A 21608-nucleotide genomic window follows, 5' to 3' on the forward strand; every position below is an offset into this window, starting at 1 on the left:
GTTCCCCCGATCGGCCGCCCGGACCTCCCGGCGGCCGGTTTTCCTGCTTGCCGCACCCGCCGCGTCCGGAGTCCCACATGTACAGCTCCACCTTCATCTTCGCCACCAAGCAGTTCGACGATGATTTTCACCGCCTGGATCAAGCCATCGCCGCTGCCGCGCGCGCCATTCCGGGCTATCTGGGCGAAGAGAGCTGGGCAGACACCGCGCGCGGCCTGATCTCCAACGTCTACTACTGGGAATCGCTGGAAGCGTTGGAACAACTCATCCGCCACCCTGCGCACCAGCAGGCCAAGGCCGCACAAGCGCGCTGGCTGGACGGCTATCGCGTGGAAATCTCCCAGGTGCTCCGGCGCTACGGAGCAGGGCTGGCGCCGCCGTCCTTATAATCGCCCGGTAGCCAATCTTTCGTCGGGCGCAACACCGGCCCGCCAGACGATCATGCGCGGTCCCAGCCCTTCCAAAGATGTGCGCCTGCCCCCCCTGGCAGCCATCCAGGCCTTCGAGGCAGCCGCCCGCCTGGGCTCCTTCGAACGCGCCAGCGAGGAACTCTTCGTCACTGCCAGCGCCATCGGCAAGCGCATCGCCGCGCTCGAGGCCATGCTGGACGTCACACTCTTCATCCGCAGCAGCCGCGGCGCCACGCTGAGCTCGGCCGGACGCGAGTACCTGGACCAGGTCCGCACCGCGCTGGACCTGCTGTCCGACGCCTCCCTGCACAAGCGCGGCGAACCCAAGCTCGAACCGCTGCGCGTCGTCTCCACCCCCACGTTCGCCCGCCAGGTGCTGATCCCCGCCCTGCCCGGCTTCACCGCCGCGCATCCCGAGGTGGAGCTGGAAATCATGCTGTCCATCCCCTACCTGGACATCATGCCGCCCAATGCCGACGTCTGGGTGCGCTTCGGCAGCGGAAAATATCCCGGCCTGAACGCGCACCAGTTGACGGCGGATCCGGTGTTCGCGGTCTGCGCGCCCGAATACCGCGACCGGCACGGCCCCTTCGAGCGGCCCGCCGACCTGGCCCGGGCGCAACTGCTGCGCTGCCCGATGGAACCGTGGCGGCCCTGGCTGGCCGCCGCCGGGCTAGACTGGCCCGAGCCCGCGCGCGGGGTGTGGCTGGTGGACCTGGGCATCATGTTGGCAGCCGCGCGCGCCGGCCAGGGCCTGGCGCTCACGCGGCGCGCGCTGGCGGCCGAATGGCTGGACGAGGGCAAGCTGGTGCGCGTCCTGGACATCGAAATTCCCGGCGAATGCCAGTATTACCTGTGCACCGAAACCTCGCGCCCGCCGGGCAGAGCGGTCCAAGCGTTTTCCCTATGGCTGGATGACGTGTGCAAACAGGTTTCTCAATGGCCGCAAGGCCTGCGGGCCGGTAAGGAATAAATTTCCAGGCCGGGGCGGAATGAAATTCCGCGCAGCCCGCCGCCGCGCTGGCTAGGATGCCGCCAATGCAATGTCCCGCCCATGCCCGCCACGGCACGCCGCCTTCCATTCCCTTCCCCACAGCAGGCAGCGCCATGGCGCATGACAGGAACCCTCGTGCGTCCGTACTAGGTATTTACGCGGAAAAACCCCGCCGGGTCAGTTTCGCGTAAGTGATTAGGCAGACAGTCACGACACGCCACACAGGAGAGCGCCGCAGCAACGATTTTCGCCGTCTGGCGCCGGCACACGGTTTTCCACGCAGTTCTACCAATTACAACGGAGACATCAATGGATTTTCGTTTGAAGCTGCTAGCAGGAACCCTTGCACTTGCCGCAACGGCCGCGTCCCACGCCGCCGACCCCATCAAGATCGGCGTGGCCGGCCCCTACACCGGCGGCTCGTCCTCCATGGGCGTCAGCATGCGCGACGGCGTGCGCCTGGCCATTGAAGAAATCAACAAGAACGGCGGCGTCATGGGACGCCAGCTGGTCGCCGTCGAACGCGACGACGAAGCCAAGAACGAGCGCGGCGTACAGATCGCCCAAGAGCTGATCAACAAGGAACAGGTCGCCGCCACCGTCGGCTACATCAACACGGGCGTGGCCCTGGCCTCCCAGCGCTTCTACCAGGACGCCAAGATCCCCGTGTTCAACAACGTGGCCACGGGCAGCGTGATCACGCACCAGTTCAAGGCGCCGGAATACCCGAACAACTACGTGTTCCGCAACGCGGCGCATGACAGCATCCAGGCCCCGATGATCGTCGAAGAGGCGGTGACCCGCCGCGGCTTCAAGAAGGTCGCGATCCTGGCCGACTCCACCAACTACGGCCAGCTCGGCCGCGAGGACCTGGAAAAGGCCCTGGACGCCAAGGGCATCAAGCCCGTGGCCGTGGAGAAGTTCAACATCAAGGACGTCGACATGACGGCCCAGCTGCTGAAGGCCAAGGCCGCCGGCGCCGAAGCCGTGCTGACCTACGGCATCGGCCCCGAACTGGCCCAGGTCGCCAACGGCATGACCAAGCTGGGCTGGAAGGTGCCGATCATCGGCAGCTGGACCCTGTCCATGGCCAACTACATCGACAACTCCGGCGCCAACGGCGAAGGCGCGCGCATGCCGCAGACCTTCATCCAGGACCCGGACACGCCCAAGCGCAAGGCCTTCATCGACGCCTACCTGGCCAAGTTCAAGCCCAAGAACAACCGCATCGATTCCCCAGTGTCGGCCGCCCAGGGCTATGACTCCATCTATCTGCTGGCCGCGGCCTTCAAGCAGGCCAACTCCACCGACGGCCCGAAGGTCCGCGAGGCCCTCGAAAACCTGCAGACGCCCGTCGAGGGCGTGGTCATGACCTACAACAAGCCCTTCAGCGCAGACAACCACGACGCGATCACCGTCAAGGAAGTGGTCATCGGCGAGGTCAAGGGCGGCCGCGTCGTCAAGGCCAACTAAGGTCCCGCAGCGCATCCCGGCGGCGGCTGCCCGGCCGCCGCCAGCCGCGCCCTGTCGCCCAGGGCGCGGGCTTGCCGCCGCCTGAAAACCGCGTTCTGCCCAAGGGGGTTGGGACGGAACCACAGCGCTACACGACACACACCATGATTCTTCTACAGCTCATCTATAGCGGTATCGCGCTGGGCATGATCTATGCCGTCATCGCGTTCGGATACCAGCTCACGTTCGCCACGTCGGGCACCCTGAACTTCGGCCAGGGCGAAGCCCTGATGCTGGGCGCGCTGGTCGGCCTGACACTGGTCGGCCTGGGCGTGAACTACTGGGTGATGATACCCATCGTCTGCATCTTCGGATTCGCGCAAGGCGCGCTGGTCGAGCGCGTGGGCGTCAGGCCCGCCATCAAGACCCGCTCGGAGTTCGGCTGGATCATGGCCACCATCGCGCTGGGCATCATCTTCAAGAACGTCGCCGAGAACATCTGGGGCCGCGACGACCTGCGCTTCCCCTCGCCGCTGCCGGAAGCGCCCATCCAGGTGCTGGGCGCCAACGTGCTGCCCATGGAGCTGCTGGTGGTGTTCGGCGCCCTGGCGATGATGCTGCTGGTGGAAGTCTTCAACCGCAAATCCATCTACGGCAAGGCCTTCGTCGCCACGTCCAACGACCGCGACGCCGCTGGCCTGATGGGGATCAACACGGGCATGGTGATCACCTTTTCCTACGCGCTGTCCTCGCTGACTGCCGCGTTCGCGGGCGTGCTGGTCGCGCCCCTGACCCTGACCGGCGCCACCATGGGCGCGGTGCTGGGCCTCAAAGCCTTCGCGGTCGCCATCATCGGCGGCCTGTCCAGCGGCATGGGCGTGGTGGTGGGCGGGCTGATCCTGGGGATCGCCGAAACGACCACCGGTTTCTATCTTTCGACGGGGTACAAAGACGTGCCGGGATTGGTGTTGCTGCTGCTCGTACTGACCTTCAAGCCCGCCGGCCTGTTCGGCAAGACCGCGATCAAGAAGGTGTAAGCGATGAAACCCTTGCACCTTTTGCTATCCATCGTGGCCGTGGCCTGCCTGGCCGCCGTGCCGCTGGGCGTGACCAACACGTACTACCTGCACCTCATCGAAACCATCATGATCTATTCGATCCTGCTGTTCGGGCTCGATATCGTGGTGGGCTATACCGGCCAGGTGTCGCTGGGCCACGCCGGCCTGTTCGGCATCGGCTCGTATGTGGCGGGCGTGCTGTTCTTCCATCTGCAGATGCCCATCTGGGTGATCCTGCCCGCGGCCATCCTGATCGCGGCCGCCTTCGGCGCGGTGCTGGCGCTGCCGGCGCTGCGCGTCACGGGGCCGTACCTGGCCATGGTGACGCTGGCGTTTGGCACCATCATCCAGATCCTGATCAACGAAATGACCTTCCTCACCGAAGGCCCCCTGGGCATCAAGATCTCCAAGCCCGCCATCGCCGGACATGTGCTGACCAAGAGCGAGTACTTCTGGCTGGTCGCGGCGCTGCTGGTGCTGTCGCTGATCGTGGTGCACCGCATCCTGAAGTCTCACCTGGGCCGCTCGTTCGAGGCCCTGCGGGACAGCCCCATCGCGTCCGACTGCATGGGCGTGTCGGTCTACCGGCACAAGGTGTTCGCCTTCGTCATCAGCGCCGGCTTCGCCGGCCTGGCCGGCGCGCTGTACTCGTATTCCGAACAGTACATCTCGCCCAACACCTACAACTTCGAACTGACCATCCTGTTCCTGCTGGCCATCATCATGGGCGGGCGCAAGAGCCGCACGGGCGCGCTGCTGGGCGCGTCCATCATCGTGCTGCTGCCCAAGATGCTGGATGACATCTCGACCTTCAGGCTGATCGCGCTGGCCGTGGCCATCCTGGTCACCGTCGGCAGCGCCATCGCAATATCCAAGGGCCGCACCGAACCGCGCCGCGTCGTCGTGCCGGTCGTCGGCACCATCCTGCTGGCGGTGTTCTCGTACTGGCTGGAAGCGGTCACCGACTGGCGCCTGACGATCTTCGGCGCCATGATCCTGTTCGTCGTGTACTACCTGCCCGACGGCATCGTGGGCTTCGTGCGCAACCTGTTCTTCTCCAACCGCCGCGCCGCGCTCTCGGTCAAGTCGGATCTGGTGAAGGCCCAGGACGCCGTGCCCGATGCGGCCAAGGGCAAGGGCGACACGCTGCTGGCAGCCAAGGGCGTGCTGATGCAGTTCGGCGGCCTGAAGGCGCTGAACCAGGTCGACCTGACCGTCAAGCGCGGCACCATCCATGGCCTGATCGGTCCCAACGGCTCCGGCAAGAGCACCATGATGAACGTGCTGACGGGCATCTACGTGCCGACTTCCGGCGCCGTGGAGTTCTCGGGCAAGTCGCTGGTTGGCATGACACCGGCCGACATTGCCGAAACCGGCATCGCGCGCACCTTCCAGAACGTGCAACTCTTCGGCGAGATGACCGCGCTGGAGAACGTGCTGGTCGGCCTGCACCACACCTTCACCACTGGGCTGGCCGGCATCGCGCTGCGCACGTCCAAGTGGAAAGGCGAGGAACAGGGCGCCCGCGCCCGCGCCATGGCGCTGCTGGAATTCGTGGGCCTGGAATCCCTGGCCAGCGAGGAAGCGCGCAACCTGCCCTACGGCAAGCAACGCCTGCTGGAAATCGCCCGCGCGCTGGCCCTGGATCCGCAACTCCTGCTGCTGGACGAACCCGCGGCCGGCCTGACCGCGCCCGACATCGTCGAACTGCTGGCCATCATCCGCAAGGTGCGCGACCACGGCATCACGCTGATCCTCATCGAACACCACATGGACGTGGTGATGGGGGTGTGCGACACCGTGTCGGTGCTGGACTTCGGCCAGAAGATCGCCGAGGGCCTGCCCAACGAAGTGCAAAGCAACGCCAAGGTCATCGAGGCGTATCTGGGCGGCGCGCCCGCCTGACGCCAAGGGGACAACAAGATGCTATCGATCAAGAATCTGGAAGCGGGCTACGGCAAGGTGAAGGTGCTGCACGGCATCAGCATGGAAGTGCCTAAGGCCAAGGTGGTGACGCTGATCGGCTCCAACGGCGCCGGCAAGACCACCACGATGCGGGCGCTGTCCGGCATGATCCGCCCCACCGCGGGCGAGGTCACGCTGAGCGGCAAGCGCATCGACGGCCTGGAGTCTCACCGCATCGCGCGGCTGGGCCTGGCGCATTCGCCCGAGGGCCGGCGAGTATTTCCAACGCTGTCGGTCACCGACAACCTGCTGCTGGGCGCTTTCCCGCGCCTGACAGGCAGCCGTCCCAAGGGCGACGTGCAGTCCGACCTGGGCCGGGCCATGGATCTGTTTCCGCGCCTGAAGGAACGGCGCGATCAGCTGGCCGGCACCTTGTCGGGCGGCGAACAGCAGATGCTGGCCATGGCTAGAGCGGTGATGCTGAATCCGGAACTGGTGTTGCTGGACGAGCCTTCAATGGGGCTGGCGCCGATCCTGGTGGAAGAAGTGTTCCGGATCATTGCGCGGCTCAAGGATGAAGGGGTGACGATGCTGCTGGTGGAGCAGTTTGCTGCTGCTGCATTGAATGTGGCGGATTATGGGTATGTGTTGGAGAACGGGCGGATCTCGGTGCATGGGAGTGCGGATAAGTTGAAGCATGATCCGGCTGTTGTGGCGGCTTACTTGGGTGGGTCGCATTAGAGGGATGGCGTTGTTGGCGTTCTTTTGACGCCTGCCACGTCGGGGACTCGCGCTGCGCGGGGCAACGATTGCGGCCCGGAGCCTTCGCTCCGGACCGCAATCGTGGGCGCGAGCCGCCACGCCGCACGCGACGACGGGCGGCCTAAGAACAAGGCCGCCCGCCAACAGAACATCAACAACCCATCAACGATCAAACAATCGTCAACGTCACATCAATATTGCCACGCGTAGCATTCGAGTAAGGGCAAACGATATGCGCCGCAGCCACCAGCTTCTCCGCCTCAGCCCGCTCCATCCCCGGCAACGAAATCTTCAGTTCGACTTCAATCCCAAACCCCGTAGGAATAGGACCGATGCCGACAGCACCGTCGATCGTCGCATTCGCCGGCATGGCGATCTTGTCGCGGCCGGCGACGAATTTCATGGCGCCCATGAAGCAGGCCGAGTAGCCCACGGCGAACAGTTGTTCCGGATTGGTGCCGGCCGCGCCCGCGCCGCCCAGTTCCTTCGGCGTGGTCAGCTTGACGTTCAGGTTGCCGTCGTCCGTGGCGCCCGTGCCTTCACGGCCGCCGGTGACGTGCGCATGGGCGCGGTACAGCACTTTTTCGATAGACATGATGCGTTTCCTTGTAGGGAAGTGGAGGTTGGACTGCCAGGCCTGGCGGGAACATCCCGCCGCGACCCTTACTATTTAAATAGTGCAATATTAAATAGCGCACTATTTATTTGATCTAACGATAGCGGGCCTGGCCCGCCGCTTCAAAGACTTGCGCTGAGCTTCTCCCGCAGCGCATGCAGCGTTTTCATCATACCTTGCGCCTCTTCCAGCGAACACTGCGCGGCGCCCGCGATCGAGTGCGGCACGGCCTCGGCTTGCGCGCGCAGTTCGCGGCCCTGGCGGGTCAGTTCGACGATCACCTGGCGCTCGTCTTCCACGGCGCGCTTGCGCGTTACCAGGCCTGCCGCTTCCAGGCGCTTCAGCAGCGGCGTCAGCGTGGCCGAATCCAGGAACAGGCGCTCGCCGATATCCGTCACTGTAATCTCGTCGCCTTCCCACAGCACCAGCATCACCAGGTACTGCGGATAGGTCAGGTCCAGACCGCGCAGCAGCTTGCGGTACACCTTGTTCATCGCCAGCGAGGTCGAGTACAGGGCGAAGCACAGCTGGCTGTCCAGCAGCAGCGGGTTGAATGCGGCCTTGGCTTTGGATCTGGATTTCATTGCGCAATATTAAATAGCGCGCGATCTATCGTCAACAACTATTTTGAACAGGAGCGGCCAGCGCCTAGGCCGGCTCGCCCTCGGCCGCGGCGCGGTCCGACCCGTATTGTTTCAAGCCGTCCAGGTCCAGCACCCTGACCGCGCCGTATTCCACATTCAGCAAGCCCGCCTCTTCCAGCTTGCGCAGCGCCTGGTTGGCGCGCTGGCGCGACACCCGGGCCAGATAGCCGACTTCTTCCTGGGTAATCGCCAGGCGCATGCCCATGCCGGGATACAGCAAAGGGTTGAAGAGTTCGGCCAGGCAGCGGGCCACGCGCGCATCCGGATCCAGCAAACGGTCGTACTCCGCCTTGCCGATGAACTGCGCCACGCGCTCGTTCAATTGGTGGAGCAGATAGCGGTTGAACGGGATGCTGTTATCCAGCAACCAATCGAAGGTAGCGGCCGGCAGGCGCGCCACCACCGAATCCCGCAGTGCAACGATGTCGTACTTGCGGATCTCGCGCTTGAGCAGCGAGCCCTCGCCGATCCAGCCGCCGGCAGGCACGCCGGTCAGCGACGCCACCTTGCCTTCGGCGTTGCCCACCGAAACCTTCACCAGCCCCGCCAGCACCCCTATCCAAGCCTGGGCGAGTTCACCTTTGCGCTCTATGATCGACCCGGCAACCACCTGCTGCACGGTAAGGTCCCTCTCGACGCGCTCTTGCTGATCGCGGCTGAGCACGCGAAACCAGGCGGCGGCGAGTTGCAGGGAGTCGGATAGCTGCATCGGGAATACCCTAAAAGTTCCTTGAATGTCGCGATGGTGACAGTTGGTAGCAACCCAACCTTATACCTTAACTCCTGCCGTAAATCTAAAACCAACTGGTCAAGCGCCTCATCGCCGCCACCGCTATCGCGGACTCCCGGCCCGATGCGCCCAAACCGGAGGAGACATCGTGGCACATACACCGCCCGCATCTGCACAGATGCCGGCGGCGCTGGATACCTTTCCGGCGCTGCTGTTCACGCATGCCAGCGTTCGCGGGTCGCGGCCCGCCATACGCGAAAAAGATCTGGGGATCTGGCAAACCCTAACGTGGTCCGACGTGGCGGAGCATGTCCGGCACGTTGCGCATGGCTTGGCTGCATTGGGCATCAAACCCGGCATGCACGTGGCCGTGATCGGTGAAAACCGTCCGCGCCTGTACATGGCCATGATGGCTGCGCAGTCGCTGGGCGCCATTCCCGTACCGCTATATCAGGACGCGGTCGCCCAGGAAATGGTCTACGTGCTGCAGGATGCCGAGATCAGCGTGGCCATCGTCGAAGACCAGGAACAGGTCGACAAGATGCTCGAAGTCCACGAGCAATGTCCCGCGCTCAAGCATGTGGTGTACGACGATCCGCGCGGCCTGCGGCATTACACCGACCCGATGCTGCGCTCGTATGAACAGCTGGAGGAGCTGGGCCGCGAATACGCCAAGCAGCATCCCGGCTTCTTCGAGCAGGCCGTCGCCGCCGTGCAGCCGCATGACCCGGCCGCCATGTTCTATACCTCCGGCACCACGGGCAAGCCCAAGGGCGTGGTGCTAACGCACCATGCGCTGATCGACCGTGCGCGCGCCGTGTCCGATATGGAAAAGCTGACCGACCAGGAAGACGTGCTGGCCTATCTGCCGCCCGCCTGGATCGGCCAGAACATGTTCTCGTACACGCAACTGCTGGTCACGGGCTTTACCGTGAACCATCCTGAATCGCCCGACACCGTGTCAATCGACATGCGCGACATCGGCCCCACCTATTACTTCGCGCCGCCGCGCGTGCTGGAAGGCCTGCTGACGCATGTGATGATCCGCATGGAAGACGCGGGGCTGATCAAGCGCAAGCTGTTCGCGGCCTGCATGAAGCTCGCCCGCCGCGTGGGCGCCAGGATCCTGGACGGCGAGCAGGTCGGCGCCTGGGACCGCCTGCGCTACGCGCTGGGCAACATGATGATCTACGGTCCGCTGCGCAATGCGCTGGGCATGAGCCGCGTGCGCGTGGCCTACACCGCGGGCGAGGCCATCGGCCCCGACCTGTTCGTGTTCTACCGCTCCATCGGCATCAACCTCAAGCAGCTCTACGGCTCCACCGAAACCTCGGTCTTCGTCTGCGTGCAGCCCGACGGCCAGGTGCGCGACGACACGGTAGGCCCGCCCGTCGAGGGCGTGGAGATCCGCGTGGCCGACAACGGCGAGATCCTGGTCAAGAGCCCCGGGCTCTTCAAGGAGTACTACCGCAACCCCGAAGCCACCGCCGAAGCGCGCAGCGCCGACGGCTGGTTCCATACGGGCGACGCGGGCTATCTGGACACCGACGGCCAGCTGAAGATCATCGACCGCGCCAAGGACGTGGGCAAGCTTGCCAATGGCGCCCTGTTCGCGCCCAAGTACATCGAGAACAAGCTCAAGTTCTTCCAGCACATCAAGGAAGCGGTCGCCTTCGGCGCCAACCGCGACGACGTGTGCGCCTTCATCAACATCGACCTGGAAGCCGTGGGCAACTGGGCCGAACGCCGCGGCATGCCCTATGCCGGCTACACCGATCTGGCGTCCAAGGACGAGGTCTACCAGCTGATCGCCGAATGCGTGGAGCAGGTCAACGCCGACCTGGCCACCGATCCCAAGCTGTCGGCCTCGCAGATCAGCCGCTTCCTCATCCTGCACAAGGAACTGGATCCGGACGACGACGAACTGACCCGCACGCGCAAGGTGCGCCGCGCCTTCATCGCGCAGAAGTATGGCGTGCTGATTGACGCGCTCTTTGGCGGCAAGCAATCGCAGTTCATCGAGACCGAAGTGAAATTCGAAGACGGACGCACCGGCAAGATCTCGGCGGACCTGAAGATCCGCCCGGTCAAGACCTTCCCCGCCATCACCGCCAAGGCCGCGTAGAGATCATGAGCAACAACGACCGCGACCAGCGTATTGGCGACGTCATGCTGGACATGCAGAACATCTCGCTGTCCTTCGGCGGCGTGAAAGCGCTGACGGACATTTCGTTCAACGTGCGCGAACACGAGATCCGCGCCATCATCGGCCCCAACGGCGCCGGCAAGAGCTCGATGCTCAACGTCATCAACGGCGTCTACACACCGCAGCAAGGCGGCATCGAATTCCGCGGCGAGCGCTTCTCGCGCATGAATCCGCGCCGCGCCGCTGAAATGGGCATCGCGCGCACGTTCCAGAACCTGGCCCTGTTCAAGGGCATGAGCGTGCTGGACAACATCATGACCGGCCGCAACCTGCGCATGAAGTGCGGACTGCTGGCCCAGGCCTTCCGCCTGGGCCCGGCCGAGCGCGAAGAAATCAAACACCGCGAGTTCGTCGAAAACATCGTCGACTTCCTGGAAATCCAGGCCTACCGCAAGACGCCCGTGGGCCGCCTGCCCTACGGCCTGCAAAAGCGCGTGGACCTGGGCCGCGCGCTGGCAATGGAGCCGCGCCTGCTGCTGTTGGACGAACCCATGGCCGGCATGAACATCGAAGAGAAGCAGGACATGAGCCGCTTCATCCTGGATGTGAACGACGAGTTCGGCACCACCATCGTGCTGATCGAGCACGACATGGGCGTGGTCATGGATATTTCGGACCGCGTCGTGGTGCTGGACTATGGCAAGAAGATCGGCGACGGCAAGCCGGACGAGGTCCGTGCCAACGAAGACGTGATCCGAGCTTACCTCGGCGTATCGCACTAAGGCGGACAGACATGGGATTTTTTCTAGAGACCTTACTCGGCGGCCTGATGAGCGGCATGCTGTACGCGCTGATCGGCCTGGGCTTCGTGCTGATCTTCAAGGCATCCGGCGTCTTCAACTTCGCGCAGGGCGCGATGGTGCTGGTCGCCGCGCTGTCCATGGCCCGCTTCTCGGAGTGGCTGCCGCGCTGGTTCGGCTTTGACAACATGATCCTGGCCAATGTGCTGGCCTTCATCGTCAGCGCCATCGTGATGTTCCTGCTGGCGGTCGCCATCGAACGCTTCGTGCTGCGCCACCTGGTCAACCAGGAGGCCACCACCTTGCTGATGGCCACGCTGGGCATCAGCTACTTCCTGGACGGCCTGGGCCAGATCACCTTCGGCAGCTCGGTGTACTCCATCAACGTCGGCATGCCCAAGGATCCGCTGATGATCCTGGACTCGGTCTTCGAGGGAGGGTTGCTGATCAACCTGGAAGACCTGACGGCAGCGGTGATCGCCGCCCTGCTGGTGGCCGCGCTGGCCCTGTTCTTCCAGTACACCTCGACCGGCCGCGCCCTGCGCGCGGTGGCCGACGACCACCAGGCCGCGCAGTCCATCGGCATTCCGCTGAACCGCATCTGGGTGATCGTCTGGAGCGTGGCGGGGCTGGTGGCGCTGGTGGCCGGGATCATCTGGGGCTCGAAATTCGGCGTGCAGTTCACGCTGTCCACCGCGGCGCTGCGGGCGCTGCCGGTGGTGATCCTGGGCGGCCTGACTTCGGTGCCGGGCGCCATCCTGGGCGGCCTGATCATCGGCGTGGGCGAAAAGCTGTCCGAGGTCTATCTGGGGTCGCTGGTAGGCGGCGGTATCGAAATCTGGTTCGCCTATGTGCTGGCGCTGGTGTTCCTGCTGTTCCGTCCGCAAGGGCTGTTCGGCGAGAAGATCATCGACCGTGTCTGAGCCCACAGGCCCTCTAGGATAAAAACATGTTCTATCGCGAAAACGGCCAATTCAAGACCAGCTATCGCGCTGACCAGCAGATCTTTCCGATCCGCCAGGACCGCATCTTCATCTGGCTGCTGCTGGCGGTGGTGTTCATCGCCATCCCGGCCATGGCCAGCGACTACCTGCTGCGCGCCATCCTGATCCCGTTCCTGATCCTGGCGCTGGCCGCCGTGGGCTTGAACATCCTGGTGGGCTATTGCGGCCAGATCTCGCTGGGCACGGGCGCCTTCATGGCGGTGGGCGCCTATGCAGCCTGGAACTTCGGCGTGCGCTTTCCCGGCATGCCGCTGGTCATCCAGATCCTGCTGGGCGGCTTCTTCGCCACCATCGTGGGCGTGATCTTCGGCATACCCAGCCTGCGCATCCGCGGCCTGTACCTGGCGGTGGCGACGCTGGCCGCGCAATTCTTCGTGGACTGGGCGTTCCTGCGCATCCCCTTCTTCACCAACTACTCGTCGTCCGGCAACGTCTCGGTGCCGCCGCTGACCGCCTTCGGCCTGCCGGTGCAGAGCGCGCTGGAGAAGTACCTGTTCGTGCTGATCCTGGTCGTCATCTTCAGCCTGCTTGCCAAGAACCTGGTACGCGGCGCCATCGGCCGGCAGTGGATGGCGATCCGCGACATGGACGTGGCGGCCTCCGTCATCGGCATCCGCCCGATGTACGCCAAGCTCACGGCCTTCGCGGTCAGCTCGTTCATCGTCGGCGTGGCCGGGGCCTTGTGGGGCTACATCCACCTGGGGTCCTGGGAACCGCTGGCGTTCGACCTGACGCGTTCGTTCCAGCTGCTGTTCATGGTCATCATCGGCGGGCTGGGTTCGATCATCGGCAGCTTCTTCGGCGCGGCCTTCATCGTGCTGGTGCCGGTGGCGCTGTCCAACATCCCGCATGCGCTGGGCATCCCGCTGTCGGTGGACACGGCCGCGCACATCGAACACATGGTGTTCGGCGCGCTGATCGTGTTCTTCCTGATCGCCGAACCGCACGGGCTGGCCAGGCTGTGGAGCATCGGCAAGGAGAAGTTGCGCATCTGGCCCTTCCCGCATTAAGGATAAGACCCACCCCCGAAGCGCCTTCGGCGCTTCCCCCTCAAGGGGGCGCCGCTGGGGACCGGCAAAGCCGGATCCGCCGCGGCCCGGATGGAGTGGCCTAAGTTTTGATCACCGTCGGCAGTAGCGGCATGAGCGCTGCAACCGGCATCCTGAATACCCGGCTCAAGACCGGGCCAATCCCGGTGTCCCAGGGTTTACTGACCCAAACACCACGCAGGAGGTAAATGGAGATGAAGCGTCTTAACCTGAAGTTGGCGGCAGCTTTGATGGCCGCAGCCGGCGCCGCAGGCGCCGTGGCCACGCCGGCAATGGCGGCGGAAGAGCAGTTCGTTCCGTTGCTGGTGTATCGCACCGGGTCCTTCGCGCCCCTGGGCATTCCCTGGGCCGACGGCAAGCTGGACTATCTGAAGCTGGTCAACGAACGCGATGGCGGCGTCAACGGCGTCAAGATCACGTACGAGGAATGCGAAACCGCCTATGCCACCGACCGCGGCGTGGAATGCTACGAGCGCCTGAAGGGCAAGGGCACCGGCGCATCGGGCTTCGACACCCAGTCCACCGGCATCACCTTCGCCGTCAGCGACAAGGCCATGGTCGACAAGGTCCCGGTCGAAACGATGGGCTACGGCCTGTCGCAGTCGGTCGATGGCAGCGTGTTCGAGTGGAACTTCCCGCTGCTGGGCACCTACTGGACCGCGGCCGACGTGATGATCCAGGACATCGCCAAGAAAGAAGGCGGCATGGACAAGCTCAAGGGCAAGAAGATCGCCCTGGTCTACCACGACTCGCCGTATGGCAAGGAGCCGATCCCCCTGCTGCAGAAGCGCGCGGCCAAGGAAGGCTTCGAGCTGGTGCTCTATCCCGTGACCGCCCCCGGCGTGGAACAGAAGTCCACCTGGCTGCAGATCCGCCAGGCGCGCCCCAACTACGTGCTGCTGTGGAGCGCCGGCATCATGACGCCGACCGCCATCCGCGAAGCCCAGGCCAGCGGCTATCCGCGCGACAAGATGTACGCCATCTGGTGGGCCGGCTCTGAAGGCGACGTGAAGGACCTGGGCGATGTCGCCAAGGGCTACAACGCCATCACCATCCACAACAGCGGCGCCGAGCACGACAAGGTCTACGACGACCTGAAGAAGTTCGTCTACGACAAGGGCCAGGGTTCGGACAAGACCGGCAAGACCACGCTGGGCACCATCGCCCACACCCGCGGCATGATGATCTCGATGCTGCAGGTGGAAGCGATCCGCACCGCGCAGGAAAAGTTCGGCAAGGGCAAGGCGCTGACGCCAGAGCAGGTCCGCTGGGGCTTCGAGAACCTGAACCTGACGCAGGAAAAGCTGGACAAGCTGGGCTTCGGCCAGATCATGCGTCCGGTCAAGACCTCGTGCAGCAACCACAAGGGCGACGACTGGGCCCGCATCGTGCAGTGGGACGGCGCGAAGTTCAAGGTGGTCTCCGACTGGTATCAGGCCGACAAGACCATCCTGGATCCGATGGTTAAGGAAAGCGCAGCGAAATACGCGAAAGAAAAGAACATCACGCCCCGCACTTGCGAGAACTGATGTGAACCGGCCGCCGGTCCCGCATAAGGGGCCGGCGGCCACCAAGCCGCAGGAACAGCCATGACCGCTGCAACGACTTCCGCAGTACCCGCAGACACCCCCAAGGTGCTGCTCGACGTGAACGGCATCGAGGTGATCTACAACCACGTGATCCTGGTGCTCAAGGGCGTTTCCCTGCAAGTGCCGGAAGGCAAGATCGTGGCCTTGCTGGGCGCTAACGGCGCGGGCAAGACCACCACCTTGCGCGCCATTTCGAACCTGCTCAAGGGCGAGCGCGGCGACGTCACCAAGGGCCATATCCAGTACCGCAACCAGCGCATCGAAAAGCTGTCGCCGGCGGAATTGGTCAAGCGCGGAGTGGTGCAGGTGATGGAAGGCCGGCATTGCTTTGCCCACCTGACCATCGAGGAAAACCTGCTGACCGGCGCCTACACGCGCAGCATGAGCCGCGCCGATACCGCGGCGGCGCTGGACCGCGTCTACCAGTATTTCCCCCGCCTGAAGCAGCGCCGCGCCAGCCAGTCCGGCTACACCTCGGGCGGCGAACAGCAGATGACTGCCATCGGCCGCGCGCTGATGGCCAACCCGAACATGATCTTGCTGGACGAGCCCTCCATGGGGCTGGCGCCGCAGATCGTCGAGGAGATCTTCGAGATCGTGCGCGACCTGAACCAGCGCGAGCGCGTCAGCTTCCTCTTGGCCGAGCAGAACACCAACATTGCGCTGCGCTACGCCGACTACGGCTACATCCTGGAAAACGGCCGCGTGATGATGGATGGCGCGGCGGCCGACCTGGCCCAGAACGAGGACGTGAAAGAGTTCTATCTGGGCATCTCCAGCGGCGAACGCAAGAGTTTCCGCGACAACAAGTTCTACCGCCGGCGCAAGCGCTGGCTGGCGTGATTCCTGGCATACGAGAGGGTGTGATCCCATGTCCCAGTTTTTCGATGTTCTCGAAACCAGAGCGCCCGAGCAACGCGAGCGCGAGCTGATGGCCGCCCTGCCCGGCGCGATCGCGCGGGCCATTGCGCGTGCGCCCGCCATCGCCGAGCAGCTGCGCGGCATCGACCCCGCCACCATCACGTCGCGCGCGGCGCTGGCGACCCTGCCGGTGCTGCGCAAGCACGAACTGCTGGAACGCCAGCAGCACAGCCGCGCCGACGCGGCCGCGCCTGCCGGACCGCAGAAAGCCTTCGGCGGCTTCTCCGCCATCGGTTGGGGCGAGGCGATGCGGGTGTTCGCGTCTCCCGGCCCCATCTATGAGCCGGAGAGCGCGCGCAGCGATTATTGGCGCTTTGCCCGCGCCCTGCACGCGGCCGGGTTTCGCGCCGGCGAGCTGGCCTACAACTGCTTTTCCTATCACTTCACACCCGCGGGCTCCATGATGGAAACCGCGGCGCATGCCGTGGGCTGCACCGTGTTTCCCGGCGGCACCGGCCAGACGGAACAGCAGGTGCGCGCGATCCAGGATCTGGCGCCCACCGGCTATACCGGCACGCCCAGCTTCCTCAAGATCATTCTTGAAAAGGCCGACGAACTGGGTGTGAAGCTGGATTCGCTGCGCCGCGCGCTGGTGTCCGGCGAAGCATTCCCCCCATCCCTGCGCGACTGGCTGGCCGCGCGCGGCATCGACGGCTACCAGGCCTACGGCAGCGCCGACCTGGGTATGGTCGCGTTTGAAACGCCGGCGCGTGAAGGCCTGGTGCTGGGCGAGGACATCATCGTCGAGATCGTGCGCCCCGGCACCGGCGAACCCGTGCCCGACGGCGAAGTCGGCGAGGTCGTGGTCACCACCTTGAACCCGGACTATCCGCTGGTGCGCTTCGGCACCGGCGACCTGTCCGCCGTCATGCCCGGCATCTCGCCCTGCGGACGCACCAACACCCGCATCAAAGGCTGGATGGGACGCGCGGACCAGACCACCAAGGTGCGCGGCATGTTCGTGCATCCGTCGCAGGTAGCCGACGTGGCGCGCCGCCATCCCGAGATCCTGCGCGCGCGGCTGGTGATCAGCGGCAGCACGGGTTCCGACCGCATGGTGCTCAAAGTGGAATCGCGGGTGCGCAGCGAAGAGCTCGGCAAGCGCATCGCCGAATCGGTGCGCGACGTGACCAAGCTGCGCAGCGACGTGGAGTGGGTGGATGCGGATGGCCTGCCGAACGACGGCAAGGTCATCGACGATATCCGCACCTACGAGTAAACCGCGCTGCTCACGGCCTCATGCGGCCGCGAGCAGCGCCAGCACACCCTTCATCAGCATCGCCACGGCCACCAGGCCCGCGAACAGCGCGAAACTCTGCTGCAGACGGCGCGGGGGAAACCGGTCGGCCACCTTGCGCCCTCCCAGCATGCCCAGCACCGCCGCCGCGGTAAAAGGCGCGGCGATGCGCCAGTCCAGATGCCCGCCCGCCGCCGCGGCCACGACGCCGCTGGCCGACACCAACGCGATCACTGCCAGCGAGGTGCCGACGATGGCCTGCATGCTGAGGTCCGTGGCGCGCCGCAGCGCGGGCACGATGACGAAGCCGCCCCCCACGCCCAGGAGACCGGAGAGAAAACCGGCGACCAACCCCGCCCCCGTCAAGGCGCGCGCGCAGGGCGCGGTCCAGCGCAGTCGGCCGGTGCTGGCGTTGAGCTGGCAGGGCGGCGTGCGCGGCGCGGCCTGCGCCGTCGCGGGCTTGTTGCCCTGGTTCCACATGCGCCAGGCCACCATGCCCAGCACGCCGGCAAAGATGATGGCCAACGGCGCATTGGGCAGACGCCGCGCCGCCCACAAGCCCAACGGCGACACCAGGATGCCGGTGGCCGCCATGAAGCCCGCTGCGCGATAGCGCACCTGCCCTTTGCGCAAGCCCAGCACCGCGCCCAGCGCAGCCGACAACCCCACCGCCAGCAAGGCGATGGGCGCGGCCTGCGACACCTGCAAGTGCAGGCCGAAGACCAGCAGAGGCACCGCCATGATGGCGCCGCCCGCGCCGGTCAGCCCGAGTATCAGGCCGACGCACGCCCCCAGCGCCGCACTGACGGCCAATACCGTATCGATCATGAGACGCTCAGTTGCCCAACGGGCGGGCCAGCCATTCGCGGCCCTTGAGCATGCCGTTCCAGTAGATCCAGGGCAGCAGCGTCGCCTTGAGGAACCAGGCGCTCTTGCGCGGCACGGTCGGGTCCAGCGGGAACGTGGGCAGCAGCTTGCCGCCGTAACCGAACTCGGCCAGCACGATGCGTCCGCGCTCCACCGTCAGCGGGCAGGAGCCATAGCCGTCGTACTTGACGGGCATGGCATGGCCTTCGCGCAGCGCCAGCAAGTTTTCCGCCACCGTGACGATCTGCTTGCGCGCGGCCGCGGCGGTCTTGGCGTTGCTGGTGCAGATGCCGTCGCCCAGCCCGAACACGTTGCCATGGCGCACGTGCAACAGCGTGGACGGGTCCACTTCGCACCAGCCGGCGGCGTCCGCCAGCGGGCTGTTCTTCAGGAAGTCATGCGGCACCTGCGGCGGCACCGCATGCAGCATGTCGAAGGATTTTTCCACGCGCGTCACCGCGCCGTCGGCGTTCTTGAGATCGAACCAGGCCTTGCGCGCCGCGCCGTCCACCGCCACCAGCGCAGAGTTGAAGGCCAGGGCGATGCCGTAGCTTTCGACATAGCGCATCAGCGGCGGAACGAACGTCGGCACGCCAAACAGCGCCGCGCCAGCCAGGTCGAACTCCACGTCGATGCGGTCCAGCACGCCGGTGCGCTTCCAGTGGTCGCAGGCCAGGTACATGGCCTTTTGCGGCGCGCCGGCGCATTTGATGGGCATGGCCGGCTGCGTGAACAGCGCCCGCCCGCCCTTCAACCCGCGCACCAGTTCCCAGGTATAGGGCGCCAGGTCATAGCGGTAGTTGGAGCTGACGCCGTTCTTGCCCAGCGTGTCGGCCAGGCCCTCGACCTTGTCCCACGCCAGGCGCAGGCCGGGGCAGACGATCAGTTGCTGGTAGCTCACCGCCCGGCCGTCGGACAGCAGCACGCGGTTGGCCTCGGGTTCGAAGCCCGCCGCTGCCGCCTGCAGCCAAGTGGCGCGCCTGGGCATGACGTCGCGGGTCGGGCGCACGGTCTTGGCGATGTCGAAAGCGCCGCCGCCCACCAGCGTCCAGGCCGGCTGGTAGTAGTGCTTGTCGCTGGGTTCGATGACGCCGATGCGCAGGTCCGGGCGGCGACGCAGCAGACTGGCGGTGACGCCTATGCCCGCCGATCCGCCGCCCACCACCACCACATCGAAATCGCGCTGCGCCTCTGCTGTCGGCATGCTTGTCTCCTTGCCGGTTTACCGGCTTTTGAATTTTTCCAGGACTGAAAATATCGCCATGCCGGCAACCATGGCAGCCACGAAGATCAGCGCTTCGGACACGCCGGCGGATGCGGCCACCAGCGCGGGCCCTGGGCAGAAGCCCGCCAGGCCCCAGCCCGCGCCGAACGCCAGGCTGCCCACGGCCAGTCGCACGTCCACGCGCGTAGCCGTGGGCCAGCGCAGCGGCTCGCCCGACAAGCTGGCACGACGCCGCCGCAAGAGCGCGAAGCCCGCCGCCGTGACCAGCACGGCGCCACCCATCACGAAGGCCAGTGAAGGATCCCAGGCGCCGGCCAGGTCCAGAAAACCCAGCACCTTGGCCGGATTGGCCATGCCGGAAATGATGAGGCCCAGCCCGAACACCAGGCCCGACCCGAATGCGATCAATGCCACCATGTCAAAGTCCCCCCAGATGGCGGGTGACGTAGACCACGGCAAAACCCGCGGCCATGAACAAGGCGGTGGCGGTGAGCGACCGGCGCGATCCGCGCGACACGCCGCAGACGCCGTGGCCGCTGGTGCAGCCCGAGGCATAGCGGGTGCCGATCCCCACCAGCAGACCCGCCACAATCAGGCGCGTCGTGCCGGCTTCGACCACGATGGGCGGCAAGGCGCTGCCCAGGCGATACAGCCAGGGCGCAGCGAACACGCCCAACAGAAAGGCCAGCCGCCACATGCCGCCGCGCTCGGGCGGCAGCAGGCCGCCCAGGATGCCGCTGATGCCCGCGATCCGCCCCGCCCCGGCCATCAGCAGCACGGCTGCGGCGCCGATGAGCAGGCCGCCCGCGCCAGCGGACCAAGGCGTGAAGGCGGACCAGTCCATGTTCATTTGAGCGACTCCAGTGACTCCATGGTCCGGCCGCAGTACAAACTGGAAAGCGTCTTCATCACCTGGCTGACCTCGAAACTGGCCATCTGGTAGTAGACGTACTTGCCCTCGCGCCGGGTCGCGACCAGGCCTTCGTCGCGCAGCACGCCCAGTTGCTGGGACAAGGTGGGCTGGCGGATGCCGGTGAGCGATTCGAGTTCGCTCACATTGCGTTCGTTCTGGACCAGCTGGCACAGCAGCAGCAGGCGGTCTTCGTTGGCCAGCGCCTTGAGGAGCGCGCAGGCCTGGGAGGCGGATTCGCGCAAGGCGGCGACCTCGCACTCGGTCAGGGCGTCATTCATTTGATGCGTATCAATCGGCTAGATGGAGTTTGATCATTATATTGACCAATATAATATCCAACAATATTATTGAAATACATATAGTGTTTCATCGTGCAGCGACTCGCTGCGATGCGAGCGTCCATGTCTCCCCAGATCCAGGCCTTTTTCGATCCCGTCACCGCCACCGTCACCTACGTCGTGCATGAGCCCGCGCCGGGCGGCGCCTGCGCCATCATTGACTCGGTGCTGGATTACGACCCCAAGTCCGGCCGCAGCAGCACCGCCAGCGCCGACCGGGTAGCGGATTACGTGCGCCAGCATGACCTGAAGACCGAATGGCTGCTGGAAACCCATGCCCATGCCGACCATCTGTCGGCCGCGCCCTACCTGCAGCGGCAACTTGGCGGCGTCATTGCCATCGGCCAAAGCATCCAGACCGTGCAGGGCGTGTTCAAAAAGATCTTCAACCTGGAGCCGGAGTTCCAGCTGGACGGCTCGCAATTCGGCCATCTGTTCAAGGACGGCGAAACCTTCTGCATCGGCGCGCTGACGGCGCAGGCCATCCACGTGCCTGGCCACACGCCGGCTGACATGGCCTACCTGATCGGCGACGCGGCCTTCGTCGGCGACACGCTGTTCATGCCGGACGTGGGCACGGCGCGCTGTGACTTCCCGGGCGGCGACGCCCATCAGCTGTACCGTTCCATCCAGCGCCTGCTGGGCCTGCCCGCCGAGACGCGGCTGTACATGTGCCACGACTACCCGCCCGCCGGGCGCGAAGCCTCCTGGCAGACCACGGTGGCCGAACAGCGCCGCGCCAATATCCACGTGCGCGACGGCGTCGCCGAAGAGGACTTCGTCGCCATGCGCACGCGGCGCGACGCCACGCTCTCCATGCCCACCCTGATCCTGCCCGCCATCCAGGTGAACATCCGCGCCGGCCATTTCCCGCCGCCCGAGGACAACGGCGTGCGCTACCTGAAGATCCCCGTCGACGCGCTCTGACCGAGCCGCGCGCCGGGCTTG

The 21608-nt window shown here is 65.3% G+C and carries 22 protein-coding genes; 14 read left to right on the forward strand and 8 right to left on the reverse strand.

Annotated elements, in window-relative coordinates:
• Positions 1 to 77 precede the first annotated feature (77 nt).
• From IB259_RS24020 to IB259_RS24045, 6 genes are all read left to right on the forward strand, one after another.
• Positions 78 to 389 carry an antibiotic biosynthesis monooxygenase gene (locus tag IB259_RS24020; RefSeq protein ID WP_054456914.1) on the forward strand — a complete coding sequence of 104 codons (312 nt, stop codon included), beginning with the start codon at positions 78 to 80 and terminating at the stop codon, positions 387 to 389.
• Between the two features lie 52 nt (positions 390 to 441).
• Positions 442 to 1383, forward strand: a complete 942-nt coding sequence (locus IB259_RS24025) for a LysR substrate-binding domain-containing protein (protein ID WP_054456916.1) — start codon at positions 442 to 444, stop codon at positions 1381 to 1383.
• 330 nt (positions 1384 to 1713) lie between these two features.
• On the forward strand, positions 1714 to 2877 hold the full coding sequence (locus IB259_RS24030) for an ABC transporter substrate-binding protein (protein ID WP_054456918.1): 1164 nt from the start codon (positions 1714 to 1716) through the stop codon (positions 2875 to 2877).
• Between the two features lie 143 nt (positions 2878 to 3020).
• Positions 3021 to 3893, forward strand: coding sequence for a branched-chain amino acid ABC transporter permease (locus tag IB259_RS24035; protein WP_054456919.1), 873 nt, complete (start codon positions 3021 to 3023; stop codon positions 3891 to 3893).
• Positions 3894 to 3896: 3 nt separating this feature from the next.
• A complete protein-coding gene (locus IB259_RS24040) occupies positions 3897 to 5819 on the forward strand; it encodes an ATP-binding cassette domain-containing protein (protein ID WP_119450178.1) in 1923 nt (640 codons plus the stop codon).
• Positions 5820 to 5837: 18 nt separating this feature from the next.
• The gene (locus IB259_RS24045; protein ID WP_013396767.1) at positions 5838 to 6560 is read left to right on the forward strand and encodes an ABC transporter ATP-binding protein; all 723 of its coding nucleotides are present in this window, start codon (positions 5838 to 5840) and stop codon (positions 6558 to 6560) included.
• A gap of 190 nt (positions 6561 to 6750) precedes the next feature.
• On the opposite strand, the gene IB259_RS24050 is transcribed toward IB259_RS24045, so the two are convergent.
• From IB259_RS24050 to IB259_RS24060, 3 genes are all read right to left on the reverse strand, one after another.
• Complete coding sequence (locus tag IB259_RS24050; RefSeq protein ID WP_175162424.1) at positions 6751 to 7176, reverse strand: organic hydroperoxide resistance protein; 426 nt, start codon at positions 7174 to 7176, stop codon at positions 6751 to 6753.
• 143 nt (positions 7177 to 7319) lie between these two features.
• Positions 7320 to 7781, reverse strand: coding sequence for a MarR family winged helix-turn-helix transcriptional regulator (locus IB259_RS24055; protein WP_192330275.1), 462 nt, complete (start codon positions 7779 to 7781; stop codon positions 7320 to 7322).
• Between the two features lie 64 nt (positions 7782 to 7845).
• On the reverse strand, positions 7846 to 8550 hold the full coding sequence (locus IB259_RS24060) for a Crp/Fnr family transcriptional regulator (RefSeq protein WP_054456926.1): 705 nt from the start codon (positions 8548 to 8550) through the stop codon (positions 7846 to 7848).
• A 169-nt stretch (positions 8551 to 8719) separates the two neighbouring features.
• On the opposite strand from IB259_RS24060, the gene IB259_RS24065 reads away from it, so the two are divergent.
• From IB259_RS24065 to IB259_RS24095, 7 genes are all read left to right on the forward strand, one after another.
• Positions 8720 to 10696, forward strand: a complete 1977-nt coding sequence (locus IB259_RS24065) for a long-chain fatty acid--CoA ligase (RefSeq protein ID WP_175181510.1) — start codon at positions 8720 to 8722, stop codon at positions 10694 to 10696.
• 5 nt (positions 10697 to 10701) lie between these two features.
• Positions 10702 to 11499, forward strand: a complete 798-nt coding sequence (locus IB259_RS24070; RefSeq protein WP_054456930.1) for an ABC transporter ATP-binding protein — start codon at positions 10702 to 10704, stop codon at positions 11497 to 11499.
• Positions 11500 to 11510: 11 nt separating this feature from the next.
• Positions 11511 to 12440: a branched-chain amino acid ABC transporter permease gene (locus tag IB259_RS24075; protein ID WP_042796065.1), complete on the forward strand. Its 930-nt coding sequence runs from the start codon at positions 11511 to 11513 to the stop codon at positions 12438 to 12440.
• A 26-nt stretch (positions 12441 to 12466) separates the two neighbouring features.
• Entirely contained in the window at positions 12467 to 13531 is a 1065-nt protein-coding gene (locus IB259_RS24080) for a branched-chain amino acid ABC transporter permease (protein ID WP_192330277.1), read from the forward strand.
• 227 nt (positions 13532 to 13758) lie between these two features.
• A complete protein-coding gene (locus tag IB259_RS24085) occupies positions 13759 to 15099 on the forward strand; it encodes an ABC transporter substrate-binding protein (RefSeq protein ID WP_175162420.1) in 1341 nt (446 codons plus the stop codon).
• A 60-nt stretch (positions 15100 to 15159) separates the two neighbouring features.
• Positions 15160 to 16002, forward strand: a complete 843-nt coding sequence (locus IB259_RS24090) for an ABC transporter ATP-binding protein (protein ID WP_175162418.1) — start codon at positions 15160 to 15162, stop codon at positions 16000 to 16002.
• A gap of 28 nt (positions 16003 to 16030) precedes the next feature.
• On the forward strand, positions 16031 to 17299 hold the full coding sequence (locus IB259_RS24095) for a phenylacetate--CoA ligase family protein (RefSeq protein WP_054456936.1): 1269 nt from the start codon (positions 16031 to 16033) through the stop codon (positions 17297 to 17299).
• A gap of 18 nt (positions 17300 to 17317) precedes the next feature.
• Here IB259_RS24095 and IB259_RS24100 read toward each other — a convergent pair whose 3' ends face one another.
• The 5 genes from IB259_RS24100 to IB259_RS24120 are packed head-to-tail and all read right to left on the reverse strand — an operon-like array spanning position 17318 to position 20600.
• Positions 17318 to 18145, reverse strand: a complete 828-nt coding sequence (locus IB259_RS24100; RefSeq protein WP_192330279.1) for a sulfite exporter TauE/SafE family protein — start codon at positions 18143 to 18145, stop codon at positions 17318 to 17320.
• Between the two features lie 7 nt (positions 18146 to 18152).
• The gene (locus IB259_RS24105; RefSeq protein ID WP_175181511.1) at positions 18153 to 19388 is read right to left on the reverse strand and encodes an FAD/NAD(P)-binding oxidoreductase; all 1236 of its coding nucleotides are present in this window, start codon (positions 19386 to 19388) and stop codon (positions 18153 to 18155) included.
• A gap of 18 nt (positions 19389 to 19406) precedes the next feature.
• A complete protein-coding gene (locus tag IB259_RS24110; protein WP_054456941.1) occupies positions 19407 to 19826 on the reverse strand; it encodes a DUF6691 family protein in 420 nt (139 codons plus the stop codon).
• 1 nt (position 19827) lies between these two features.
• A complete protein-coding gene (locus IB259_RS24115) occupies positions 19828 to 20259 on the reverse strand; it encodes a YeeE/YedE family protein (protein ID WP_054456943.1) in 432 nt (143 codons plus the stop codon).
• Positions 20256 to 20600 (reverse strand): helix-turn-helix transcriptional regulator, encoded by a 345-nt coding sequence (locus IB259_RS24120; RefSeq protein ID WP_054456945.1) that lies wholly within the window; start codon positions 20598 to 20600, stop codon positions 20256 to 20258. The genes IB259_RS24115 and IB259_RS24120 overlap by 4 nt, the downstream gene beginning before the upstream one ends.
• Before the next feature lie 123 nt (positions 20601 to 20723).
• Between IB259_RS24120 and IB259_RS24125 the strand changes: the two genes are divergently transcribed.
• Positions 20724 to 21587 carry an MBL fold metallo-hydrolase gene (locus tag IB259_RS24125; RefSeq protein WP_192330281.1) on the forward strand — a complete coding sequence of 288 codons (864 nt, stop codon included), beginning with the start codon at positions 20724 to 20726 and terminating at the stop codon, positions 21585 to 21587.
• The last annotated feature ends 21 nt before the right edge of the window (positions 21588 to 21608 follow it).

The sequence above is a fragment of the Achromobacter sp. ACM04 genome (assembly GCF_014851465.1).
GTDB lineage: Bacteria > Pseudomonadota > Gammaproteobacteria > Burkholderiales > Burkholderiaceae_B > Achromobacter > Achromobacter aegrifaciens.

Bases quoted from the DNA above. Each gene is read 5' to 3' on its own strand.
- IB259_RS24020 (WP_054456914.1), top strand. From the start codon at position 78: ATGTACAGCTCCACCTTCATCTTCGCCACCAAGCAGTTCGACGATGAT.
- IB259_RS24025 (WP_054456916.1), top strand. From the start codon at position 442: ATGCGCGGTCCCAGCCCTTCCAAAGATGTGCGCCTGCCCCCCCTGGCA.
- IB259_RS24030 (WP_054456918.1), top strand. From the start codon at position 1,714: ATGGATTTTCGTTTGAAGCTGCTAGCAGGAACCCTTGCACTTGCCGCA.
- IB259_RS24035 (WP_054456919.1), top strand. From the start codon at position 3,021: ATGATTCTTCTACAGCTCATCTATAGCGGTATCGCGCTGGGCATGATC.
- IB259_RS24040 (WP_119450178.1), top strand. From the start codon at position 3,897: ATGAAACCCTTGCACCTTTTGCTATCCATCGTGGCCGTGGCCTGCCTG.
- IB259_RS24045 (WP_013396767.1), top strand. From the start codon at position 5,838: ATGCTATCGATCAAGAATCTGGAAGCGGGCTACGGCAAGGTGAAGGTG.
- IB259_RS24050 (WP_175162424.1), bottom strand. From the start codon at position 7,176: ATGTCTATCGAAAAAGTGCTGTACCGCGCCCATGCGCACGTCACCGGC.
- IB259_RS24055 (WP_192330275.1), bottom strand. From the start codon at position 7,781: ATGAAATCCAGATCCAAAGCCAAGGCCGCATTCAACCCGCTGCTGCTG.
- IB259_RS24060 (WP_054456926.1), bottom strand. From the start codon at position 8,550: ATGCAGCTATCCGACTCCCTGCAACTCGCCGCCGCCTGGTTTCGCGTG.
- IB259_RS24070 (WP_054456930.1), top strand. From the start codon at position 10,702: ATGAGCAACAACGACCGCGACCAGCGTATTGGCGACGTCATGCTGGAC.
- IB259_RS24075 (WP_042796065.1), top strand. From the start codon at position 11,511: ATGGGATTTTTTCTAGAGACCTTACTCGGCGGCCTGATGAGCGGCATG.
- IB259_RS24080 (WP_192330277.1), top strand. From the start codon at position 12,467: ATGTTCTATCGCGAAAACGGCCAATTCAAGACCAGCTATCGCGCTGAC.
- IB259_RS24085 (WP_175162420.1), top strand. From the start codon at position 13,759: ATGGAGATGAAGCGTCTTAACCTGAAGTTGGCGGCAGCTTTGATGGCC.
- IB259_RS24090 (WP_175162418.1), top strand. From the start codon at position 15,160: ATGACCGCTGCAACGACTTCCGCAGTACCCGCAGACACCCCCAAGGTG.
- IB259_RS24095 (WP_054456936.1), top strand. From the start codon at position 16,031: ATGTCCCAGTTTTTCGATGTTCTCGAAACCAGAGCGCCCGAGCAACGC.
- IB259_RS24100 (WP_192330279.1), bottom strand. From the start codon at position 18,145: ATGATCGATACGGTATTGGCCGTCAGTGCGGCGCTGGGGGCGTGCGTC.
- IB259_RS24105 (WP_175181511.1), bottom strand. From the start codon at position 19,388: ATGCCGACAGCAGAGGCGCAGCGCGATTTCGATGTGGTGGTGGTGGGC.
- IB259_RS24110 (WP_054456941.1), bottom strand. From the start codon at position 19,826: ATGGTGGCATTGATCGCATTCGGGTCGGGCCTGGTGTTCGGGCTGGGC.
- IB259_RS24115 (WP_054456943.1), bottom strand. From the start codon at position 20,259: ATGAACATGGACTGGTCCGCCTTCACGCCTTGGTCCGCTGGCGCGGGC.
- IB259_RS24120 (WP_054456945.1), bottom strand. From the start codon at position 20,600: ATGAATGACGCCCTGACCGAGTGCGAGGTCGCCGCCTTGCGCGAATCC.
- IB259_RS24125 (WP_192330281.1), top strand. From the start codon at position 20,724: ATGTCTCCCCAGATCCAGGCCTTTTTCGATCCCGTCACCGCCACCGTC.